The sequence below is a fragment of the Streptomyces caniscabiei genome (assembly GCF_014930365.1).
Classification (GTDB): domain Bacteria; phylum Actinomycetota; class Actinomycetes; order Streptomycetales; family Streptomycetaceae; genus Streptomyces; species Streptomyces caniscabiei.
This window is the reverse complement of the sequence record NZ_JABXWI010000013.1, coordinates 66,434-88,025: the sequence shown is the minus strand read 5'-3', so window position 1 is coordinate 88,025 and position 21,592 is coordinate 66,434. Positions and strand designations below refer to the sequence as shown.

Annotated in this window: 17 protein-coding genes; 8 read left to right on the top strand and 9 right to left on the bottom strand. The window is 73.8% G+C overall.

Annotated elements, in window-relative coordinates; genetic code table 11:
- The first annotated feature begins 9 nt into the window (after positions 1-9).
- The 3 genes from HW837_RS32620 (at position 10) to HW837_RS32610 (ending at position 5,632) form a co-directional block, all read left to right on the top strand.
- Positions 10-1,425, top strand: a complete 1,416-nt coding sequence (locus HW837_RS32620) for an SWIM zinc finger family protein (protein ID WP_193380865.1) — start codon at positions 10-12, stop codon at positions 1,423-1,425.
- Positions 1,422-4,193, top strand: a complete 2,772-nt coding sequence (locus HW837_RS32615; RefSeq protein ID WP_193380864.1) for a DUF7824 domain-containing protein — start codon at positions 1,422-1,424, stop codon at positions 4,191-4,193. The genes HW837_RS32620 and HW837_RS32615 overlap by 4 nt, the downstream gene beginning before the upstream one ends.
- 140 nt (positions 4,194-4,333) lie before the next feature.
- Entirely contained in the window at positions 4,334-5,632 is a 1,299-nt protein-coding gene (locus HW837_RS32610) for a GNAT family N-acetyltransferase (RefSeq protein WP_045562405.1), read from the top strand.
- A gap of 403 nt (positions 5,633-6,035) precedes the next feature.
- Here HW837_RS32610 and HW837_RS32605 read toward each other — a convergent pair whose 3' ends face one another.
- The gene (locus HW837_RS32605; RefSeq protein WP_237270478.1) at positions 6,036-7,268 is read right to left on the bottom strand and encodes a trans-sulfuration enzyme family protein; all 1,233 of its coding nucleotides are present in this window, start codon (positions 7,266-7,268) and stop codon (positions 6,036-6,038) included.
- Between the two features lie 60 nt (positions 7,269-7,328).
- Between HW837_RS32605 and HW837_RS32600 the strand changes: the two genes are divergently transcribed.
- Positions 7,329-7,820 carry an Lrp/AsnC family transcriptional regulator gene (locus tag HW837_RS32600; RefSeq protein ID WP_045562406.1) on the top strand — a complete coding sequence of 164 codons (492 nt, stop codon included), beginning with the start codon at positions 7,329-7,331 and terminating at the stop codon, positions 7,818-7,820.
- Positions 7,821-7,996: 176 nt separating this feature from the next.
- A complete protein-coding gene (locus HW837_RS32595) occupies positions 7,997-9,688 on the top strand; it encodes a DUF885 domain-containing protein (protein ID WP_060885562.1) in 1,692 nt (563 codons plus the stop codon).
- Positions 9,689-9,786: 98 nt separating this feature from the next.
- Here the strand turns inward: HW837_RS32595 and HW837_RS32590 are convergent, their stop codons facing one another.
- A complete protein-coding gene (locus tag HW837_RS32590) occupies positions 9,787-10,317 on the bottom strand; it encodes an Imm21 family immunity protein (protein WP_045562408.1) in 531 nt (176 codons plus the stop codon).
- 89 nt (positions 10,318-10,406) lie between these two features.
- A complete protein-coding gene (locus HW837_RS32585; RefSeq protein WP_193380863.1) occupies positions 10,407-10,892 on the bottom strand; it encodes a rhodanese-like domain-containing protein in 486 nt (161 codons plus the stop codon).
- A 131-nt stretch (positions 10,893-11,023) separates the two neighbouring features.
- Here HW837_RS32585 and HW837_RS32580 point away from each other — a divergent pair, with 131 nt between their 5' ends.
- Positions 11,024-11,479, top strand: coding sequence for an Lrp/AsnC family transcriptional regulator (locus tag HW837_RS32580; RefSeq protein WP_045562410.1), 456 nt, complete (start codon positions 11,024-11,026; stop codon positions 11,477-11,479).
- Here the strand turns inward: HW837_RS32580 and HW837_RS32575 are convergent.
- The 6 genes from HW837_RS32575 to HW837_RS32550 form a co-directional block, all read right to left on the bottom strand.
- Positions 11,473-14,463 (bottom strand): AAA family ATPase, encoded by a 2,991-nt coding sequence (locus HW837_RS32575; RefSeq protein WP_193382533.1) that lies wholly within the window; start codon positions 14,461-14,463, stop codon positions 11,473-11,475. The genes HW837_RS32580 and HW837_RS32575 overlap by 7 nt on opposite strands.
- Positions 14,460-15,623 (bottom strand): exonuclease SbcCD subunit D, encoded by a 1,164-nt coding sequence (locus tag HW837_RS32570; protein ID WP_045562412.1) that lies wholly within the window; start codon positions 15,621-15,623, stop codon positions 14,460-14,462. Before HW837_RS32570 ends, HW837_RS32575 begins: the two co-directional genes overlap by 4 nt.
- Before the next feature lie 211 nt (positions 15,624-15,834).
- Positions 15,835-17,730 carry an ABC transporter ATP-binding protein gene (locus HW837_RS32565; protein ID WP_045562413.1) on the bottom strand — a complete coding sequence of 632 codons (1,896 nt, stop codon included), beginning with the start codon at positions 17,728-17,730 and terminating at the stop codon, positions 15,835-15,837.
- A 123-nt stretch (positions 17,731-17,853) separates the two neighbouring features.
- On the bottom strand, positions 17,854-18,480 hold the full coding sequence (locus tag HW837_RS32560) for a YigZ family protein (RefSeq protein WP_093789691.1): 627 nt from the start codon (positions 18,478-18,480) through the stop codon (positions 17,854-17,856).
- Between the two features lie 76 nt (positions 18,481-18,556).
- Positions 18,557-19,174 carry a SixA phosphatase family protein gene (locus HW837_RS32555; protein ID WP_093789690.1) on the bottom strand — a complete coding sequence of 206 codons (618 nt, stop codon included), beginning with the start codon at positions 19,172-19,174 and terminating at the stop codon, positions 18,557-18,559.
- The gene (locus HW837_RS32550) at positions 19,171-19,908 is read right to left on the bottom strand and encodes a hypothetical protein (RefSeq protein ID WP_193380861.1); all 738 of its coding nucleotides are present in this window, start codon (positions 19,906-19,908) and stop codon (positions 19,171-19,173) included. Before HW837_RS32550 ends, HW837_RS32555 begins: the two co-directional genes overlap by 4 nt.
- A 274-nt stretch (positions 19,909-20,182) precedes the next feature.
- Here HW837_RS32550 and HW837_RS32545 point away from each other — a divergent pair, with 274 nt between their 5' ends.
- Both HW837_RS32545 and HW837_RS32540 read left to right on the top strand, forming a co-directional pair.
- Positions 20,183-20,590 (top strand): CoA-binding protein, encoded by a 408-nt coding sequence (locus HW837_RS32545; protein ID WP_045562417.1) that lies wholly within the window; start codon positions 20,183-20,185, stop codon positions 20,588-20,590.
- Positions 20,591-20,683: 93 nt separating this feature from the next.
- A complete protein-coding gene (locus HW837_RS32540) occupies positions 20,684-21,376 on the top strand; it encodes an ABC transporter ATP-binding protein (protein ID WP_086803127.1) in 693 nt (230 codons plus the stop codon).
- Positions 21,377-21,592: the final 216 nt, after the last annotated feature.

Sequence of the window (21,592 nt, the reverse complement as noted above, 5' to 3'; positions counted from 1 at the left end):
CGTTTTCCCATGACGCGATCTTTGCAGGCCGTGGCCTACACGCGACCCTCCGTGCTGGAGTCCGTGCCGGGCGGGCACCGGCTCGGGCTGGAGACCTCGCGGGGTGCGACCCCGACGGGGCCGGAGGACCATCCGCGGTTCTTCACGGGCTTCCTGACCTCTCCTCAGGTGGCCGCGGCAGGGCTGCTGGCGGTGGCGGACGTGGCGGCGGCGCGGTACCACCAGCAGCAGCTGCGGTCCTCGCTGGACCCGGTGGTGACGGGCAACGGGGACCGGCTGCGGTTCGAGTCGTTCTCGGGCTGCGGCGGGGTCTACGCCCGGCTGGACGTGCTGGGACCGGGCCTCGACGGCGGTGAGGTGGGACACGGCACGACCAATGTGGACGTCAACAACCCGCTGCGGGAGGCGCTGTCCCGGGTCGGCGGGGACGATCCGCTCCATCTGCGGGTCGGCCCCCAGGAGTTGGCGGTCACCACGACGGCCGGCCCGGTGGTGGAGAAGAAGGTGCCGCTGCCGGACCGCTGGCTGCGCGGCTTCGCCGAGGCCCAGGTGATCGCGGCCGGGTTCGACCTGCGGGCCGAGCTGCCCGCCACCGAGGCCGTGCGCTTCCTGCGGTCGCTGCCCCGTGGGGGCGCCCGGGGTGCCTCGCGGGGCGCCCGGTGGGTGGTGCCGGCCGGGCGCTCCCTGCGGCCGACGACCCGGCCCGTCCCGGGCGCGGTGTGTCTGCCTGGCCCGGAGCGCCTGGCCGCCCTGCAGCGGGCCCTGCGCCATGCCACCGCCCTGCGGGTGTACGGCCCGCCGGCAGCCGGCGCCACCACCCTGGCCGGGGCCTGGGAGCTCGTGCTCCCCGGGATGCGGCTCACCCTCACCCTGTCCCCGGAGACGGCCCGGGGCTTCTCCGGTGAGGGCGGGGTCCTCGACGCGCTCGCCACCGACGAGGCCGCCGAGGACGCGGAGCTGATCGCCGTGCTGCTGGCCTGGGAGCCGCGCGTCGACGTCGGGGATCTGGCCGCCGCCTCCGGCCTGCCCGCCGACCGGGTGCGGGCAGCGCTGACCCGGCTGGGGACCTCCGGCCGCGTGGGCTACGACACGGCCGAGGCGGCGTACTTCCATCGCGAACTCCCCTACGAGGCCGACCGCGTCGAGCGTCACAACCCCCGGCTGCGCGCGGCCCGCGCCCTGCTGGCCGTCGGAGCGGTCGCGCTGGACGGCGACCTCGGCACGGTCACCGCCGAGGACGGCCATGTCCACCGGGTACGGGACAGCGCGGGCATCCTCAGCTGTTCCTGCCTCTGGTGGGCGAAGTACGGGGGCGGCCGCGGCCCCTGCAGACACGCGCTGGCGGTGCGCATGGCCCGCCGGGGCGCGACGGCGGGAGCGAGCGGGGTCGGGATCGGGATCGGGATCGACGGGGGTGTGCGATGAGCGCGGAGTCGCTGATCGGTGCGGTGCGTGCGGGAAAGCTGAACGAGGTCGTCGCGCTGGTGGACGGCATGACGGACGCCGAACGGCGCGCGTGCGTGCCGGAGTTGAAGAAGCTGCGCAAGGAACTGCGGGCGGAGCCGTGGCGGTCCCCGGCCCAGCGCGCGTCTCCCGCGCTGCATGCCGCCGGCGCGGCCTGTCAGACCGGGTCCGCCGCCGTGGCGACCTGGCTCACCGGGTCCGAACTGCGGTGGCGGCAGGCCCCTCCCGCGGTCGTGATCGAGGTGCTCGGGGACCGCGCCCCCGAATGGCTCGCCGACCTCGTGCGCCGGCTCGCGGAGCGTCCGCTCTCCGCCCGCGTCCCGTACGAGCTGATGGCGGGCCTGGTGCGCCTGGCGGGCTGCCCGGCGCCCACGTCGGAGGCCTATGTGCGGGGCTGGATGGACCACGTCGGGCGAGCGCGCCGCGCGGCGGGCACGGTCATCGGGAACCTGCGCAACGACCCGTACCTGCCGGAGCTGGTCGCCGCCCTGTTCGAGACGGAGGAGGTCGGCGCCCGCAGCGCCTGGCGGTACGGCGAAGGCCTCGACGACTGGACGTACGCCCTCACCCAGCTGACCCGGGAGGGCCTCCTCGACCGCAAGTCCATGATCGACGGATGCGTGGCCCGGCTGCTGCGCGGCGGCGGTTCCACGGCGGACGACAAGGTCTTCCTCGGGTTGCTGACCGCGCTCGACCTCACCCGTGACGAACAGGTGGAGCGGATCGCGGACTGGACGGCCCTGTGCGCGGACGCGTCGTCCACGGTGGCCGCGCACGCGCAGTCCGTGCTGGCGGGCTTCGCGCTCGACGGCGAGCTGGGGCCCCGCCGACTCGCCGAACTGACCGACGCGGTGCTCTTCCGCACGGAGAAGAAGCTCGTCCGGGCCCAGCTCGTGCTCCTGGACAGGACGCTCAAGAAGGATCCGTCCGCCGCTGCCGACCTGCTGCCCGTGGTGGCCCGGGCTTTCGGACACGAGGACACGGAGATGCAGGAACGGGCGCTGAAGCTGGTGGAACGCCATCTCGGTGACATCGGTGACGTCGGTGACTTCGGTGGGGTCGGTGGGGTCGGTGACGTCGGTGACTTCGGTGAGGTCGCCGAGACCGGAGCCGTCGCCGAGGTCGGTGTCGTCGCCGAGGTCGGTGTCGCCCGTGCCATCGATGTCGGGGCGGGTCGGGTGCGGGAGGAGATCGCCGACCTCGCGTCCCTGCTGAGCCCGGGGCTGCGCGCCCGCGCCCACGTGCTCCTCGGTGTGTCGGAGGCCGATGACGCCGCCGAGGTGTACGAGGAGTCGCTGCCGCCCGTGCCCCGGCCGACGCGGATCGCCCCCGCGCCGGAGACGGTGACCGAAGTCGCCGAGGAGCTCGGCGCCCTGCTGGCTTCGGACGGCGAGGTCGGCGCGTTCGAGCGGGCGCTGGACGGGCTCGTACGGCACGCGTACCGGGACCGGGACGCGCTGGTGGAGGCGTTGCGTCCGGCGGTGGCGCGACTGTGGTGGGCGGATGTGGACCCGGCGGCCGTCGACAGGTACTTCGGGGAGTCGCCGTACGGCCTGGAGATCGTCGTCGCGGCCCTCTTCGACCGGGTCCGCACCTCCACCCTGCGTCCGGTGCGCAATGAGCCGACCGAGTCGCGCGGCTGTGTGCACAGCGGCCTCGCCGGGGTGTTCGAAGCGCGGCTGCGGGAGATCGCGTACCGCGTCCGGACCGACCCGATGCCGTTCCTGCTGGCGACGCCCACCTGGAGCACGGGGTCGTTGGAGGCGGCGGAACTGGTGGCGCGGCTCGACGCCTGCCGGCGGTCGGGGGCCCGGCCCGGCGAGGCGGACTTCGCGCAGGCGCTGCTGCGGGTGCGGCGCGAGGACCCGGACGCCCTGGCGTCCGCCGCGAGGGCGGCTCGGGAGCTGGGGACACGGGAGGGCGACCGGCTGGCCGAGTGGTTGCTCACGGACGTGCCGTCCCAGCCCGTCGAGCGGAGCCGTACGGCCGGGCCGAGGATCCTCGTGGAGTTCGGTGAGCTTCCGGAGCTGGGGAGCGCCTTCTTCCCACCGGAGTTCCGGCGCCTCGGCCGTCCCCTGTCCGTGTACCGGGGCAGTTGGCGCTGCCCCCACTGGCACCACCGGGAGTGGCGGCACTGGCTGGCGGTCGTACCGGGCCGCCCGGAACTGATGGCGGGGCGCGTGCTCCGCGACCTGTCGCAGGCGGCGATCGAGGACACCAGGACGGGGTTCTCCTTCCTGCCGGCTCTCGCCGAGGCGGAGGGCGAGCCCGGGGAGGCGGTGCACCTCTGCGTCGCGTACGGGTTGGGTGCGCGGCGCCCGGAGGACCGGCTCGCCGCCGTCGACGCCCTGCTGGTGCTGGCGGCCCGGGGCCGGTTGGACGCGGAGCGGCTGGGCGTCGATCTGGGGCGGCTCGCCGTGGTGGCGAGCGTGCGTCCGGCGCGCCTCGCCGAGTCGATACGCACGGTGGCGGCCACCGGGGCGTACGGCAACGCCTGGTCGGTGCTGCGGGAGGCGCTGCCGCCGCTGCTCGCCGACCTCGCGGGCGAGGGGGCGGCCGCGGGGAAGGTTCCGACGCGGGGGCTCGGTGAGTTGGTGGCCGTCGCCGCCGAATGCGCGGAGCGGTCCGGGGCACACGGGGAGCTGCCCTATCTCGCGGCGGCGGCGCAGCGGAAGGGCTCGTCCCGGCTGGTGACCCAGTCCCGGCGGTTGTGTGCGGCGCTGGCCTGACCTTCATGATCGGTCGGCGACGGCACCGGTTCCGACAGCATCAGTCATAGAAAAAGCAACAAAAGGTGCGGAACGATGCTTTTACCGGTCAGTCACAAAGCGTTCGTGATCACGCAACACCGCTCGTTCACAGTTGCCCCATGACTCAGAACATGGCTGATGTGACGCGGGCGGACAACGGCCGCCCTCTCCACCACCGACTGCGCTCCGCCACGGCCGGGTTGCGTGGCTGGTGGGAACGGCGCCACGGGCACGCGCCGCCGACGAGCGATACCGGCGCCCGGCCGCCGCTCACCGAGGGGCGGCAGGCCGGGCCGTCGGAGACGGTCGCTCCGGTGGTCTCGGGTGCGACCCTGATGTGGCGCATGCGGACGACGGTGAAGGACCAGCCGGGTTCGCTGGCCGCGCTGTGCACGGCGCTCGCGGAACTCAGGGTCGACATCCTGAGCCTGCAGACGCATCCGCTGGCCGAGGGCACGGTGGACGAGTTCCTGCTCAGGGCGCCCGAGGAACTGTCGGCCACCGAGCTCGGCGGTGCCGTGGCGGATTCGGGCGGCACCGGGACCTGGATCGAGCGCGGTGACGCGCACGACCTGGTGGACGCGCCGACCCGGATCCTCGGTCTGGCCACGCGCACGGCGCTGGACGCGGCGGAACTCCCGCTCGCGCTGCGGCAGTTGCTCGGCCGTTGCACCATCCGCTCGCTGCCCGCCACCGCGCCCGGTTCGGGCCGGGTCCAGGAGAGTGTGCCGGTCGAGGGGGTCCTGGAGGACACGGTGATGCGGTTGCGGGCGCCGGAGGGTGGGGTGATCACGGTGGAGCGGCCGTATCTGCCGTTCACGCCGACGGAGTTCGCGCGGGCTCGGGCGCTGGTGGAGCTGGACGCGCGGCTCGGGCCGCGGATTCCGCGCAGCCAGGACGTGCTGACTCTGCCGGAGGGCAACGACATCACGGTGCGTCGTGCGGACGCCGGCGATCTGCGCGCGGCGAAGGCGATGCACGAGCGGTGCTCCGCGCGCACGCTGACCATGCGGTACCACGGGCCCGTGGGCGACGCCGACCGCTATCTCAAGCATCTGCTGAGCCCGAGTTTCGGGCGGACGCTCGCCGTGCAGACGGCCTCGGGGCGGCTCGTCGGGCTGGGACACCTCCTCTGGGACGGCGACGAGACCGAGATCGCGCTGCTCGTGGAGGACGAGTGGCAGCGCAGGGGAATCGGGGGCGAGTTGCTGCGCAGGCTGGTGGACATGGCGGCCGGGACGGGCTGCGAGAGCGTGTACGTGGTGACGCAGGCGTCCAACACGGGGATGGTCGCGGCGATGCGGGGTCTTGAGCTGCCGCTCGACTATCAGATCGAGGAGGGGACGCTGGTGATCACCGCGCGGTTGTCCGAGGTGGGGGTCGCGGAGGTCATGGAGGGGCGGGGGCGTATGGGGTGACGGGAGGATGACCGGCCGGGTGAGCGGGTCGGTGAGGGGCTGTGCGAGGGGCCGGGTGAGCGACTCGGTGCGAGGCTGTGCGAGGGAGTGGGTGAGCGGGTCGGCCGGCTGTGGGTGGGTGGGGGCTGGTCGCGCAGTTCTCCGCGCCCCTGACGGTGCGCGGTGAGCGACTCCGGGGAGCCTCCGACGAGTTGGCGCAGGACCGGCCTCAGTCACCTGGCCGGCCCCGAGACAACCTCAGCCGGTCGGGCCACCCGGCTCGACCCCTGAGACGCGCCCCCTCCGCCCTCTCCGCCTCCTCACCCGGCCAGGCCGAGCCCCCCGACACCCGGCCCTCAGCCCGATCACCCCGCCGGCCCCAGCCCCCAGCCCGGCCCGAGTCACCCGTGGCGGCCGCCGCGGCTCAGGCGCCCCTCGCCGAGAGGGCCGGCCCCTTCGCCTCCGCCGTGGTTCGTCCGTTCGATACCCCGGTCGGCCCGGCCCCCAGCGCCGTGTTCAGGTCCGCCCACAGGTCCTCGGGGTCTTCCAGGCCCACCGACATACGGAGGAGGCGGTCGTTGACGCCGGCGTCGTGGCGGGTCGTCTCCTCCACTATGCGGTGGCTGATCGAGGCCGGGTGCTGGATGAGTGTGTCCACGCTGCCGAGGCTCACCGCCGGGGTGATGAGGCGGACTGCGGAGATGACGTCGTGGGGGTCGCCGTGAACCTCGAAGGCGATCATGGCGCCGCCGATGCGCGGATAGTGGACGCGGGCGACACGCGGGTCGGCGGCGAGGCGGCGGACGAGTTCGGCGGCGGTCGCGGAAGCCGCTCGGACTCGGACCGGGAGCGTGGACAGGCCCCGCAGGAGCAGATAGCCGGCGAGCGGGTGCAGGACGCCGCCGGTGGCGAAGCGGACCTGGCGGAGCCGCCCGGCGAACTCCTCGTCGCAGGCCACGACCCCGGCCATGACGTCCCCGTGCCCGCCGAGATACTTCGTGGCGCTGTGCAGGACGAGCCGCGCCCCCTGTTCGACGGGTCGTTGCAGGACGGGCGTGGCGAAGGTGTTGTCCGCGAGCAGCGGGACCGACCCGCAGGCGTGGGCGAGGGCGCGGAGGTCGAGCTCGGCGAGGGTCGGGTTGGCCGGGGTCTCGACGAGGACCAGGCCCGTGTCGGGGCGCAGCGCGTCCGCGACGCCTGCCGGGTCGACCCAGGTGACCTCGGTGCCGAGCAGCCCGGCGGTGAGGAGATGGTCGCTGCAGCCGTACAGGGGCCGTACGGCGACGACATGGCGCAGGCCCATCGAGGCGCGGACGAGGAGGACGGCGCTGAGGGCGGCCATGCCGCTGGCGAAGGCGACGGCGCTCTCGGTGCCTTCGAGGCGGGCGAGGGCGGTCTCGAAGCGGGCGACGGTCGGGTTGCCGAGCCGTCCGTAGATCGGCGGGCCCTCGGGCTGGGCGCCGTCACCGGCGAAGGCGTCGATGCGGGCGGCCTCGCCCCGGCTGTCGTACGAGGGGTAGGTGGTCGACAGGTCGATCGGCGCGGCGTGCAGGCCCTGGCGCGCGAGGTCGTCGCGGCCGGCGTGCACGGCCTCGGTGGCCAGTGCTCTCGGCGTGGTGCGTGCGTGGTCGAACGCGTGCGTGCTCGCTGAGTTCATGGACGCCAGAGTGAACATCGGCCGGATCCCGGGGTTCGAACACCGTGTTACGTTCGAACAATGGCCGATTCCGTCGTACTCGATCCGGTGGACCTCCATCTGCTGCGGCTGTTGCAGAACGACGCCCGGACGACGTACCGGGATCTCGCCGCGCAGGTCGGCGTCGCGCCGTCCACCTGTCTGGACCGGGTGACGCGGCTGCGCCGTGCGGGCGTGATCCTCGGCCATCAGCTGCGGCTGGATCCGGCCAAGCTGGGGCGGGGTCTGGAGGCGTTGCTGTCGGTGCAGGTCAGGCCGCACCGGCGGGAGCTGGTGGGGCCGTTCGTGGAGCGGATCCGGGCGCTGCCGGAGTCGCGGACCGTCTATCACCTGACCGGTCCGGACGACTATCTGGTGCATGTCGCGGTCGCGGACATGGCGGATCTGCAGCGTCTGGTCCTCGACGAGTTCACCTCGCGGCGGGAGGTGGCGCGGGTGGAGACCCGGCTGATCTTCCAGCAGTGGGAGTGCGGGCCCCTGCTGCCTCCGGACACCGAGCGGCCCTCGCCCTGACCCGCCGAACATCGACCGGTCCCGGACATCGACCCGTCCTCCCGAACATGGACCGGCCCCGGACATCGACCCGTCCCGGACGCGGATCACGCCCTGAGCGGAATCCGGCCGCGGTAAGGCTCAAGCGCCGCTCAAGCAGCTGACGCCGTCCCCGTGGCCGTACCAAGATTGTCGGCATGTCTGACACCAAGAGCCCCCTGCCTCGTGAGGTCGCCGACGCGTACGTCGACGATCTCATCGCCCTCGACCCCGTGACCGGTACGTATCTGGGTGTGAAGGAGAGTTCCGGCAAGTTGCCGGACACCTCGCCGGCCGGCCAGGAGGCCCGCGCGGAGCTGATCCGGACGACGCTGGCGCGGCTCGACGAGGCGGAGCGGCGACCGGGCGCGGACAGTGACGTCGAGCGCCGGTGCGCGCGCCTGCTGCGCGAGCGGCTGACGGCGGAGCTGGCCGTGCACGACGCCGAGGAGGGGCTGCGCGCAGTCGGCAACATGGTCACGCCGCCGCACGAGGTGCGTGAGGTGTTCACGATCACCCCGGCGGAGACCGAGGAGGACTGGGCGGCGATCGCGGAGCGGCTGCGCGCGGTGCCGACGGCCTACGCCGGCTACCGGGAGTCCCTGGCTCTCGGGCTGGAGCGCAAGCTGTACGCGGGCCCGCGCCCGACCGCGACGTTCATCGGCCAGCTCACCGAGTGGGCGGACACGGACGGTTCGGGGCGCGGCTGGTTCGAGGACTTCGCGGCGGCGGGCCCGGAGTCGCTGCGCGCCGAGCTGGACGAGGCGGCGCGCGGCGCGACCCGGGCCGTGGTGGAGCTGCGCGACTGGATGCGCGATGTGTACGCCCCGGCGGTCGAGGGGGCGCCGGACACGGTCGGCCGGGAGCGCTACGGCAGGCTGGTCCGCTACTTCACGGGGTCGGACCTGGACCTCGACGAGGCGTACGCGTACGGCTGGGCGGAGTTCCACCGGCTGCTCGGCGAGATGCGGCAGGAGGCCGCGAAGATCCTGCCCGGTGCCGGGACGCCCTGGGTGGCGCTCGCGCACCTGGACGAGCACGGTCGGCACATCGAGGGTGTCGACGAGGTCCGCGCGTGGCTCCAGTCGCTGATGGACGAGGCGATCGAGGCGCTGGACGGCACCCACTTCGACCTGGCCGAGCCGGTGCGCAGGGTCGAGTCGTGCATCGCCCCGCCCGGTGGCGCGGCGGCCCCGTACTACTCGGCCCCGACCGAGGACTTCTCCCGCCCCGGCCGCACCTGGCTGCCGACGATGGGGGCGACCCGCTTCCCGGTGTACGACCTGGTCTCCACCTGGTACCACGAGGGCGTTCCCGGCCATCACCTCCAGCTCGCGCAGTGGGTGTACGTCAAGGACGACCTGTCGCGCTACCAGGCCACGATCGGCGGGGTCAGCGCCAACGCCGAGGGCTGGGCGCTGTACGCGGAGCGGCTCATGGACGAGCTGGGCTTCCTCAAGGACGCGGAGGAGCGGCTGGGCTACCTGGACGCGCAGATGATGCGCGCGGCCCGGGTCATCGTCGACATCGGCATGCACCTGGAGCTGGAGATCCCGGCGGACTCGCCGTTCCACCCGGGCGAGCGCTGGACCGTGGATCTGGCCCAGGAGTTCTTCGGCGCCCACAGCAGTCGTCCGGCGGACTTCGTGGAGAGCGAGCTGACGCGCTATCTGACGATGCCGGGGCAGGCCATCGGCTACAAGCTCGGCGAGCGGGCCTGGCTGCTGGGCCGGGAGAACGCCAAGCGGCGTCACGGCGAGGCCTTCGACGCCAAGGCCTGGCACATGGCCGCGCTGTCCCAGGGGTCCCTGGGCCTGGACGACCTGGTGGACGAGCTGTCCCGACTGTGACCCGGACCGGCCGGGCCCACCGCCGCCCCCGGCGGGGCCCGGCCGCCGCGTCGCCGGTTCCGGCGCCGAGAAATCTCGCTCCGGCCGCAGGCCTCACCTCACCTGTCGGCCAGTGGTCTCACCCGGACGAACCCGAGCGAGGTCTCCGGGCCCGTCGTGACCCGGGCGGCGCTGACCGTGTACGCGCCGGCGGTCAGCTCCACCCGTACGTGGTCCGTCTCCCGCGGCGATCCGCCGGGCCGGACGGCGTCGAGGAGGACGACCGGGCCCGGCACCCGCCACCGCAGCTCCGGTTCCCAGGCCGCGGTGGCGAGCGCCGCCGGAACGTCCGCGAGGAGTGCGCCGGCGGAGTCGGCCGCGTACCGGCGGACGAAGGTGCCGTGCTCGGGGAGGTATGCGGTGGGCGCGGGTTCGTCGCCGAGGACCAGGGCGCGGGTGTCGCCGACCGGCAGCAGGCCGACGGGTCCGTCGACGTCGCAGGCGCGGTCGTAGTCCGAGGACGTCTCGTCGCCGTCGGCGCCCGCCCAGAACGCGAGCACCGCCTCCGGTATCGCCACGAGCGGTCCACCGCTCGACTTCACCCACCGCACCACATCGGGCACCGCCGCCGCGTCCGCGTATCCAGCCATGCCCAGAAGCTACACGGCGGCTGTCGGGCCGAACTCGTCGCCCCCGCAGGCTTCTTGACAGGCTGTCAGCAAGCAGGGCGGCGACCGGTTCAGCAGCCGCAGTCCTCGGCGTCCACGGGCGCGGTCAGCGGGTCGGCGGCGCGGCGCGCCCCGCCCTCCCAGGTCTCGTAGGCGAAGCCCTCGCGCGCCCAGTACTCGAACCCGCCGAGCATCTCCTTGACCTGGAAGCCGAGTTCGGCGAGGGCGAGGGCGGCGCGGGTCGCGCCGTTGCAGCCGGGGCCCCAGCAGTAGGTGACGACGGGCACGGACTTGTCGAGCAGCTGCTCGGCCTGCTCGGGGATGAGAGCGGTGGGGAGGTGGACCGCGCCCGGGATGTGCCCCTGGTCCCAGGACGCCGTGGAGCGGGAGTCGAGGACCACGAAGCCGGGGTCGCCGTCGGCGGCGAGGGCGGCGGCCACGTCGGAGACGTCGGCGTGGAAGACGAGACTCGCCCGGAAGTACGCGGCGGCCTCGGCCGGGGCGGCGGGGGCGACCCGCAGGACGGGGTTGACGGCGGATGCGGTGGCGACGGTCATGAGCTGGCCTTTCCCTCGGGGAAGCCCTTGTTTCCCTCACCGGAAATCTACGCCGGATGATCATCCGCCTGAAGGGGCGATCCACGGCCGGGACCTTGATCGGCCGGGGATTCCCCTGCTATCCATCAGGCATGACCGTGAATTCCCCGTACCTGCCCGATGCCACCGACTGGCGCATCCTGGAGGTCCTCCAGCGCGAGGGCCGGGCCAGCTTCGCCGAGCTGGCCCGCGCCGTGTCGATGTCGGCGAGCGCGGTGACCGAGCGGGTGCGGCGGCTGGAGGAGGCGGGTGTGATCCAGGGCTACGCGGCCGTCGTGGACCCGGAGCGGCTGGGGCTGCCGATCCTGGCGTTCGTCCGCCTGCGCTACCCCACCGGGAACTACAAGCCGTTCCACGATCTGGTGGCCGTCACGCCCGAGATCCTGGAGGCGCACCACGTCACGGGCGACGACTGCTTCGTGATCAAGGTCGCGGCCCGTTCGATGCGGCATCTGGAGGAGGTGTCGGGCAAGATCGGCGCCCTCGGGTCGGTGACGACGAGCGTCGTCTACTCCTCACCACTGCCCCGCCGTCCCCTGGGTCACTGACCCCGCTGCCGCACGACCGATCCCGTCCGCTCCTTCACGACCTCCAACTGTGCGTGGACGCGCCTGCGCAGGTCGGCGACGTGGCTGACGATGCCGACGCTGCGGTCGCGCTCGCGCAGTGCGTCGAGGACGTCGAGGACCTCGTCGAGGGTCTGCTCGTCCAGGCTGCCGAACCCCTCGTCGATGAAGAGGGTGTCGAGCCGTACACCGCCCGCCTCGTCGGTGACGACGTCGGCCAGACCGAGGGCCAGCGCGAGCGAGGCGAAGAACGTCTCCCCGCCGGAGAGCGTGGCCGTGTCCCGCTCCCGTCCCGTCCAGGCGTCGACGACATGCAGCCCGAGACCGCTGCGGCCGCGTCCCGCCCGGTCGTCGGAGTGGACGAGGGTGTAGCGGCCGGAGGACATCCGCTGGAGCCGTACGGTCGCGGCGGCGGCGACCTGCTCCAGCCGGGCGGCGAGGACGTACGCCTCCAGGCGCATCCTGCGCTCGTTGTCGGCGGAGGTTCCGGCCGCGAGGCCCGCCAACCGGGCGATACGGTCGTGCTCCTCGCGCAGCGGTGCCAGCCCGCGCACGGCGGCGGTGGCTCGCGCGGACAGCCGGTCGAGTTCGGTGCGGCGCCGCTCGGCGGCGTCCCACGCGGAGACCGTGCCCTGGAGCCGCCGGGCGGCGGCTTCGGCCTCCCGCTCGGCGGCCTGGAGGTCTGCGGGCGGCTGCGCGCCCGCGGCCGTCGTCTCGGCCTCGGCGAGGACGGCCCGCACGGCCGCCTCCTCCGACTGCCAGGCGTCGAGGCGGCGTTGCAGGTCCCGGTGGGCGGCGTCGTCGAGCACGGCGGCGGCCGCGTCCCGGGGGGTGTCGAACCCGGCGCGGAACGCCGCGTCGGCGAGACGCGCGTCGGCGTCCTTCAGACGTTGCGCGGTGTCGTCGGCCACCCGGGCGGCCTCGGCGGCCGCGCCGAGCCGCGCGGCCCGCGCCTCCAGCCGCCCGGCCAGCTCGGCCACGCTCTCGGCGTCGCCCCGCGCCTGCGTCAACTCGGCCTCCAGCGTGGCCCGTTCCCGCTCCAGGGTGTCGCGCCGGGTGTCGCGGGAGGCTGCCCTGACCGCAGCCTCCTGTCGTGCGGCGGCTCGCCGGTCGCGCTCCTGTTCGGCGTGCAGCAGCGCCTCCTGCGCGGGGTGGAGGTCGACGGCACGCCGCCGGGCCTCCGTCTGCTCCCGCTCCAGTTCCGCCACCGTCGCCGCGAGCCGCTCGGTCGGGGTGTCGCCGGCCTCGGCGCTCGCGGCGGCCAACGCCCGCTGCGCGACCCCCAGTTGCCGCTCCGCGTCGGCCCGCTCCTCGTCGGCCCGCTGGAACGCGGCGAGTGCATCCTCCTCCGCCTCCCGGTCCACGTGCCCCGCGACCTTCCGGGCGGGGGCGGGGTGTTCGGTGCCTCCGCAGACGGCGCACGGCCGCCCCTCGACGAGTCCGGCGGCGAGCTCCGCCGCGATCCCGGACAGCCGCTGCTCCTTGAGGTCCAGCCAGTGGGTGCGGGCCTCGGACGCCCGCTCGGCCAGCCGGAGCACTCGCGCCTGGGCCGCGTCGGTGTCACGGCCGAGCTGGTCGCGCTGCCGGGCGGCGGCGAGCCGCTGCTCGGCGGGTTCCCGCCGCACCGCGAGCTGTTCGGCGCGGGCGGCGGCCTCCTGCGCGGACTCGATACGGCTCTGCAGCCCGGCCCGGGTGGTCTCCCACTCGGCGAGCCAGCCCTCGGCGTCCTGCAGAACCCCCTCGTCCGCCCGCTCCTCACCGTCCAACTCGGCCTGCTCGGCGAGGAGTACGGCGAGCCGGCGCTCGGCGCGCCGGGCCGACTCCAGCGCCCCCAGCTCCTCCGCGGCCCTGCGGGCGGCGGCGGCCAGTCCGGCGGCACCGGCGTCGGCGTACTCCCCCGACAGGCGCGCTCGGGCGTCCTCCTCCTCCGCCCTCGCCCACCGGTGCTCGGCCTCGGCCACGTCCCGCAGCTCCAGAGCCGGGGCCACGGCCTCCGCCTTGCGGCCGCGTTCCATCCGCGCCCGGTCCTCCCGGTGGGTGTCCGCCCGCTCCTCCAGCCGTGCGGCACGCTCCCGGGCCTCCGCGAACCGCCGTTGCAGCCGCGCCACTTCGCGTACGTCGTCCAGGACGCGGTCGGCCGCGACCCGGGCCGACTGCGCCGCCGCCCGCGCGCAGTGGGCGATGGTGAGCCGTTCCCGGGCGGTGCTGCGGGCGACGGCGGCCCAGGCGAGGACCGCGTCGGCGAGACCGGGGTCCCCCGGGGCAGGCTCGGGCAGGTCCGGGGCGTCGCCCGCCGCCTGGTGCATCCGGTGGGCGTCGGCGAGCAGGGCCGCGTCGCCCTCGCGCACCCTGGCCTCGGTCTCCCGGCGGCGGTCGGCGAGCCGCTTCTCGACGGCGGCGAAGTGGTGGGTGTCGAAGAGGCGGCCGAGGAGCCTGCCGCGTGCCTCTGCGTCGGCGCGCAGGAACCGCGCGAAGTCGCCCTGCGGCAACAGCACGACCTGGCAGAACTGTTCGCGGCTCATCCCCAGGAGCTGGGTGACCTCCTCGCCGATCTCCTGGTGGGAGCGGCTGAGGTCCTTCCAGGCGCCGGCGGCCGCGTCGTACTCGCGCAGCCAGCTCTGCGCCTTCTCGACCGTGGTGCCCGAGCCGCGTTTCTTGGGCCGCTCCCAGGGGGGCTGCCGGGTGATCTCCAACCGGCGTCCGGCGACGGTGAGTTCGAGGCGGACCTCGGTGCGGGTCGTGGGTGCCGCGTGGTCGCTGCGCAGGTTCATGCCCTGGCCGCTCTGCCGGGCCCCCGGCACCGAGCCGTACAGCGCGTAGCAGACGGCGTCCAGGACCGAGGTCTTGCCGGCGCCGGTCGGGCCGTGCAGCAGGAAGAGGCCGGCGGCCGAGAGGTCGTCGAAGTCGACGGACTCGGTGCCGCCGAAGGGGCCGAAGGCGGCGATGTCGAGCCGGTGGAGTCTCATCGGGCGGCCTCCCGGACGGTCTCGTCGGCCCGTACGGCGTCGAACGCGTCCCTGAGCACGGTCCGTTCGTGCTCGTCGGGGCCGGTGCCGCGGACATGGGCCACGAAGTCCTCGGCGATCTCCTGGTCGTCCCGGCCGGCGAGGCGCCGGGCGTAGGAGACGTCGGGGTCGCCGGGGGCCCGTTCGGGGTCGAAGACGAGGCTGAGCGTGTGCGGGAAGCGCGCGCACAGCCGGGCCATGGGCTCGGCGGGCCGGACGGGGTCGGTGAGGGTGGCCTCGACCCATGCCTCCTCGTGCCGGTCCAGGTCGGGGTCGGCGAGCAGGTCGTCCAGCCGCCCGCGGATCCGGGCGAGGGGGCGCGGGACGGGGCAGTCGATCCGCTCGGCGTCGATCGAACCGTCGGCGCCGAGGTCCACCAGCCACATGCTCTTGCGGTGGTCGGCCTCGGAGAAGGAGTACGGCAGCGGGGAACCGGAGTAGCGCACCCGGTCGGTGAGGGTCTGGCTGCCGTGGAGATGGCCCAGTGCCACGTAGTCGACGCCGTCGAAGACACCGGCGGGCACGGCGGAGACGCCGCCGACGGAGATGTCCCGCTCGCTGTCGCTGGGTGCGCCGCCGGTGACGAAGGCATGGGCCAGGACGACGGAACGGGTGCCCGTCGGCCGGCCGGCCAAGTCGGCCCGGACACGGTCCATGGCGGCGGCGAGCACCGCTTCGTGGCCGGCCTTCTCGACGCCGAACTCGTCCTTCACGAGGGCGGGTTCGAGGTAGGGCAGCCCGTAGAAGGCGACGTCGCCGTGGGTGTCCGACAGCGTCACCGGGGTGCCGGCCGCCGCGGCCGACGTCCGCAGATGGATGCCGGCCCGGCCGATGAGGCCCGCCGCGACACCGAGCCGGCGCGCCGAGTCGTGGTTCCCGGAGATCATCACCGTGGGCACGTCCAGCTCGGCCAGGCGGTGCAGCGCGTCGTCGAAGAGCTCGACCGCGGCCAGCGGCGGCACCGCCCGGTCGTACACGTCCCCCGCCACGACCACCGCGTCGACGTCGCGTTCCCGCACCGTCGCGACCAGCCGACCGATGAACTCGGCCTGCGCGCCCAGCATGTTCACCCGGTGGAAGGTCCGACCGAGATGCCAGTCGGAGGTGTGCAGAATTCTCAAGAAACTGCCCCGACCTGCATGTATCCCCCTTTGTCGCCCGTGGACCCGGCACCGGACCGCCGCGGCCCCGCTCTCAGCACCGACCACGCTAACGCCTGTCGGCACCTGGTCCGGCACGGGCCTCGGTCCGCCGCCCCCAGGGCCGGCGGGTGCCGCGGAGCCCCGCCCGGGACGGGCGGGGCTCCGCTCGGTGCGCACGGGACGTTCTCGGTCAGCTCTCGGCGCGCGCTCCACTCCCCGTCGGTGCCGGGCCGGCCGGCGCGGGCAGGCCGCCGAGACCGGCTCCGCCGACCGTTCCCGCGAGGTCGGACTCGGCGTTCTCACAGAGGAAGCCGCCCGACTGGTGCTGCCACAGCTTGGCGTAGGCGCCGTTCGCCGTGAGCAGTTCCTCGTGGGTGCCCTGCTCGACGACGGTCCCGCGGTCCAGGACGACGAGGCGGTCCATGCCGGCGACGGTGCTCAGCCGGTGGGCGACCACGAGGGCGGTCCGGCCGTCCATCAGCCGCCACAGGGCGTCCTGGACGAGGATCTCGCTCTCGGAGTCCAGCGCGCTGGTCGCCTCGTCCAGGAGCAGGACCGGGGCGTCACGCAGGATGGCCCGCGCGAGCGCGACGCGCTGACGCTGACCGCCCGAGAGTTTCACTCCCCGCTCCCCCACCAGCGTGGCGAAGCCGTCGGGGAGCTGGCCGACGAACTCCGTGACGTGCGCGGCCTCGGCCGCCGCGTGGATCTCCTTGTCGGTGGCGCCGGGCCGGGCGAAGGCGATGTTGTCCCGCAGGCTGCGGTGGAACATGGCCGGTTCCTGCGGGACATAGGCGATCAGTGAGCGCAGATCGGTCTGGCGCAGCCGGCTGATGTCCTGCCCGCCGATGAGGATGCGGCCCTCGTCGACGTCCGACATCCGCAGCAGGAGCCGGGTGAGCGTGGTCTTGCCGCCGCCGGACCTGCCGACCAGCCCGATGCGCGCGCCCGCGGGCACGTCCAGGTCGAGTCCCCGGAAGATCGGCTTCACGCCCGCGTGGGCGAAGGTCACCGTCTCGAAGCGGACGCCGGTGTCACGCGGCGCGAGGGGTTCGGGTTCCGCCGGGTCGAGCACCGTGGGCGGATCCAGCAGCAGTTCGGTGAACTGCGCCGCCTCGGTCATCGAGTTCTCCAGCCGCCGGTAGATCTGGTTGAACTCGAACATGATCTGGGTCGCGTTGGAGTAGTAGGTGAAGGCGACGACGACCTCCTCCACCCCCCGGCCCGAGCCCCCGAGGGCGATGGCGACCAACAGCCCCAGCACGTTGGTCAGGACGGACATGGGGGCGATCAGCGTGTCGACGCGCAGATTGCCGTAGTCCCACGACAGCAGCGTCAGGCGCCGGGAATCCGCGACCCGGCTGCGGTGCTCCTCGGCCTCCCGCACCTCGGCCGCGAACGCCCGGATGGTCTCCATGTTCGCCAGGCTGTCGGCGACATGGCCGGAGACCCGGGCGACGGCCGCCTCACGGGCGCTGACGAGCCGCTGCCGACGACGGATCAGCGGAGTCGCGGCCACCACGGTCACCGCGATCATCGCCAGGAGCCCGACGACGAGCATCGGTTCGTAGCTCCACAGGACCACGGCCCCGAACAGCAGGGGGAGGACGCTGCCCACGATCCGGTAGGTCAGCGTGTCGACGAAGTCCTCGAAACGCTTGCCGAAGCTCAGCACCCGTTTGGTCAGGGAGCCGGCGAAGTTGTCGTGGAAGAACGCCGCGTCCTTGGCGAGGAGTTCGTCCATGCCGTTCACGTACAGGTGCTCCATACCGAGGGCGCCCACACGGTTCAGGCAGTGCTGCCCGACCCGCCACACGGCCTCGGCGAGCAGCAGTGTCCCGCCGAATCCCAGCACGTACGGCAGCGCCGAAGCGAGGGTGAGGCCCCCGTCGTCGGCGGCCTGTCCCGCCAGTTTGGCGACCAGCAGGGGGGCCACATAGCGGATGCCGATGTTGCCCACGGCCGGCAGCAGCAGCGCGGGCAGGGCCAGTCGTCGTAGGTCCAGCAGTTCCCGGCCGTAGCGGCGCAGGGCCAGAACGACCGCGCTCCTGCCCGGCGTCGACCCTTGCGTGTCTGTCGTCCCCATCACACTCCCGGAGTTAGGAAGTCGGAAGTGTCCCGTTGATGGAGGCAGTCAGTCCACATATTTACCGCGGACCGGCGAGAATCGGACACCGCGTCACTCAGGGGACGCGGAGGGCGTTTTCACTCACCCGTCGCCGTACGCCTCCCCGCCGAGTTCGAACTCGGCGGTGCCCGCGGTGGCGTCGGCGAGCCAGGCGCGGAAGGCGTCCACGTCGGCGTCGGGCAGCCCGATCTCGATGGTGACGGCCTCGCCGTAGCGCACGTCCCGGACCTCGCGCCCGGTGGACCGCAGGTCGTTCTGCACCTTGCCGGCGCGCTGGTGGTCGACGGTCACCGTGGCCAGCCGGAAGCGCCGGCGCGTGATGGTGCCGAGCACGTCCAGCGCCTCGCCCACGGCCCCGCCGTACGCCCTGATGAGGCCGCCCGCGCCCAGCTTGACCCCGCCGTAGTACCGCGTGACGACGGCGACGACGTACCGCATGTCCCGCCGCAGCAGCATCTGCAGCATCGGGACGCCGGCGGTGCCGCCGGGCTCCCCGTCGTCGCTCGCCCGCTGGACGGACGCGTCGGCGCCGACGACGTACGCGAAGCAATTGTGCGTCGCGTCGGCGTGCTCCTTGCGGACGGCCGCGACGAAGTCCTGCGCCTCCTGCTCGGTGGCCGCCGGGGCGAGCGCACACAGAAAACGGGACCGGTTGACCTCGGTCTCATGCACTCCGGTGCGGGCGACGGTGCGGTACTCGTCCTGCATCCGGCCAGCCTATGCGCAGGCCGAAGCGGGTCGGCATGGGGCGGCGGCCGGGGCACGGGCGCCCCCGGGGACCGCTTCAGACATCCTTCGCCTGCTGGGCGCCCTTCCTGCCCTTTCTCCCCTTCTCTTCCTTCGCTTCCTTCTTCGCTTTCGGGCTCTTCCTCCCCCTGGCCACGATCATGTCCGTCAGCAGGGCCGTGCCCGGGGCGAGTGCGGACCAGGTCTCGCCGTGCCAGGAGAGGAACGCGATCGCCGAGGTGGGGAACTTGGCGCGCACGTCGTCCAGCGCGTCGTCCAGGGCGTCTCCGGCGAGGTCGAGGACGAGTTCCTCGAGCCCCGGGTTGTGGCCGACGAGCAGCAGCGTCCGCACCCGGCCGGGGGTCTCGCGCACCACGTCCAGCAACTCGGGCACCTCGGCCGCGTACACCCGCGCGTCGTGCCGCACGGGAGGTGGCGTGCCCCACTCCGCCGCGGTCAGTTCCCACGTCTGACGTGCCCGGACGGCCGTGGAGCACACGGCCAGGTCGGGCAGGCAGTCCGCCTCGGCGAGGGCGCGCCCCACGGCGGGGGCGTCCCGTCGGCCCCGTGGCGCCAGGGGCCGCTCGTGGTCGGGGACGCCCACCGGCCAGGCGGACTTGGCGTGCCGTACGACGATCAGTCTGCGCAGCGGGCCCGCGCCTGCGCGTGCTGTCATGCCGATGCTCCGATCCGCCGCGTGAGTTCCAGTCCGAGGAGCCGGTCGGCGTAGGCGTACGTCTCGAACCGCGCCCCGTCCGGTACGTCCCGCGCGTGTTCCACGTCCCGGAGTACGTCGAGCACGGCGCGTACGTCCAGATCGTCCTCCCAGGCGGCGCGCAGGGCCTGCCGTACGGGCTCGGGAACGGGCCGTGACGGTCGTGTCGCCCACGCCGCCACCGCCGTGCGCCAGTGGTCGAGCGTGTCCGCGGCCTCGCCGAGCACGGTGGCGTCGAGGGTCACGGGCGTCCGGCGGGGCTGGGTGAGCAGGGCGAGCCGGAGGGTGGTGCCGCCGGACGCGGCCGCGGCCTCGGTCCCGCGCACCGGGGCGACATCGACCGTGATGTCGGCATCGGCCCCCACGGTGTCGGCCCCCACGGCCCCGACACCGTGCCCGGCGTGCTCCGGCTCCCCCGAGCCGGTCACGCGCAGCACACGCCCGCCGCCCCTCGTCGCGGTGGTCTCGCTCGGCCGGACGCCGAGGGCGTCGGCGCGCCGCCGCAGCGCGGCGGGCGGGTCGGCGACGAGGAGGACGGGGCTTCCGCCCAGCTCCAGGGCACGGGCGAGGACATCGGCGACCAGCAGGACGCGCAGGGCCGAGGTGTCGTCCCCCGGCACCTGGGCGTGGACCCGGGTGAGCGCCCTGCGGATCTCGGCGGCTTCGCCGGTCCGGGCGTCGGTGATACGCAGCACGGGGTGAGCGTAGGCGCGGAACCGGCCGAACGCAGCGCGGAGGACGGCCTTCCGGTGAGCGGGCCGCCCTGAACGTGCCCGTGAGGGTGCCCGGCGCCCGGGAATCGCCGGACACCGCACGCTGTTGGCGCAGGCGGGCCCCGCCACCGGGCGCTCCGGCCACGGCAGCCGAACGACCGGCGGAGAACCGACGGACCGACAGACCGACGGACGGACGACCGGCGGCCCACGACAGACAGACGGACAGACGGACAGACGGACAGAGGAGACACACATGCACGGCGACCCGGCCACGATCCGCAAGATCCTGACGGAACTCGGCGACACCTGGGCGGTCGTCGGCCTGTCCACCAACCGCGACCGGGCGGCGTACGGCGTCGCCCAGGTCCTCCAGCGCTACGGCAAACGCGTCGTCCCGGTGCATCCCAAGGCCGAGCCGGTCCACGGGGAGCAGGGCTACGCCTCGCTCTCCGACATCCCCTTCGCGGTGGACGTCGTCGACGTCTTCGTCAACAGCGACCTCGCGGGGCCCGTCGCCGACGAGGCGGCCCGTATCGGTGCCAAGGCGGTCTGGTTCCAGCTGGGTGTGATCGACGAGGACGCCTACGACCGCACCCGCGCGGCCGGCCTCGACATGGTCATGGACCGCTGCCCGGCGATCGAGATCCCCCGCCTCGGCTGACCGCGCGTGCGCCCCGGTTCAACAGGCTTGGTCGGGTGTGTGCCGGGTGACACACTGGTGCGCTGCTGAATCGGCGGAGCATACGGGGGCGAGATGGGCCAGGCGGTGACCGCGGCCATGCTGCGGGTGGCGGACGTGCACAAGTCGTACGGTCGGGGGGCCGGCGCCGTGCACGCCCTGCGGGGCGTCTCCTTCGAGGTCCCCCGCGGGGAACTCGTCGCTCTCAAAGGCCGCTCGGGCTCGGGCAAGACGACTCTGCTCAACATCGTCGGCGGTCTGGACGAACCGGACAGCGGACACGTCACCGTCGACGGGCTGGACCTCGGTGACCAGGGTGAGGACGCCCTGCTCGCGCTGCGCCGCGAGCGCATCGGCTTCGTCTTCCAGTCGTTCGGGCTCATCCCGATCCTCACGGCCGCCGAGAACGTGGGCGTGCCGCTGCGTCTGCGCAGGGCGGACCCGCGCGAGCGGCAGGAGCGCGTCGATCTGCTGCTGTCCCTGGTGGGGCTCGCGGACCATGCCGCGCAGCGGCCGGGCGAGTTGTCGGGCGGGCAGCGCCAGCGGGTCGCCATCGCGCGCGCCCTGGCCAACAGCCCCTCGATCCTCATCGCCGACGAGCCGACCGGCCAGCTGGACGCGGAGACCGGGCACTCGGTGATGGAGCTGCTGCGCGCGGTCGTCCGCAGCGAACAGATCACGGCTCTCGTGGCGACCCACGACACGACGCTCCTGGACCTCGCCGACCGTGTGCTGGAGCTGAAGGACGGAGAGATCACCGAGTCCTAGGTGTACTCGGCCGTCGGGGCGGGCCTACGGTCGGGTGCCGCCCCGGCTTCCGGGCGCACGGCCCTCCGGCCCCGGGTCCCTTCGGGATCATCTCCGCGGACGTTCAGATGCTGCCCGGTATCGAATACGACGCACCCGGAGCGGATGTCGGCCCGTCCGTCAGATCCGCCATTGCGTCGAATTTCAGCTCCGCGCCATCGGCCACGCCAGAACGCG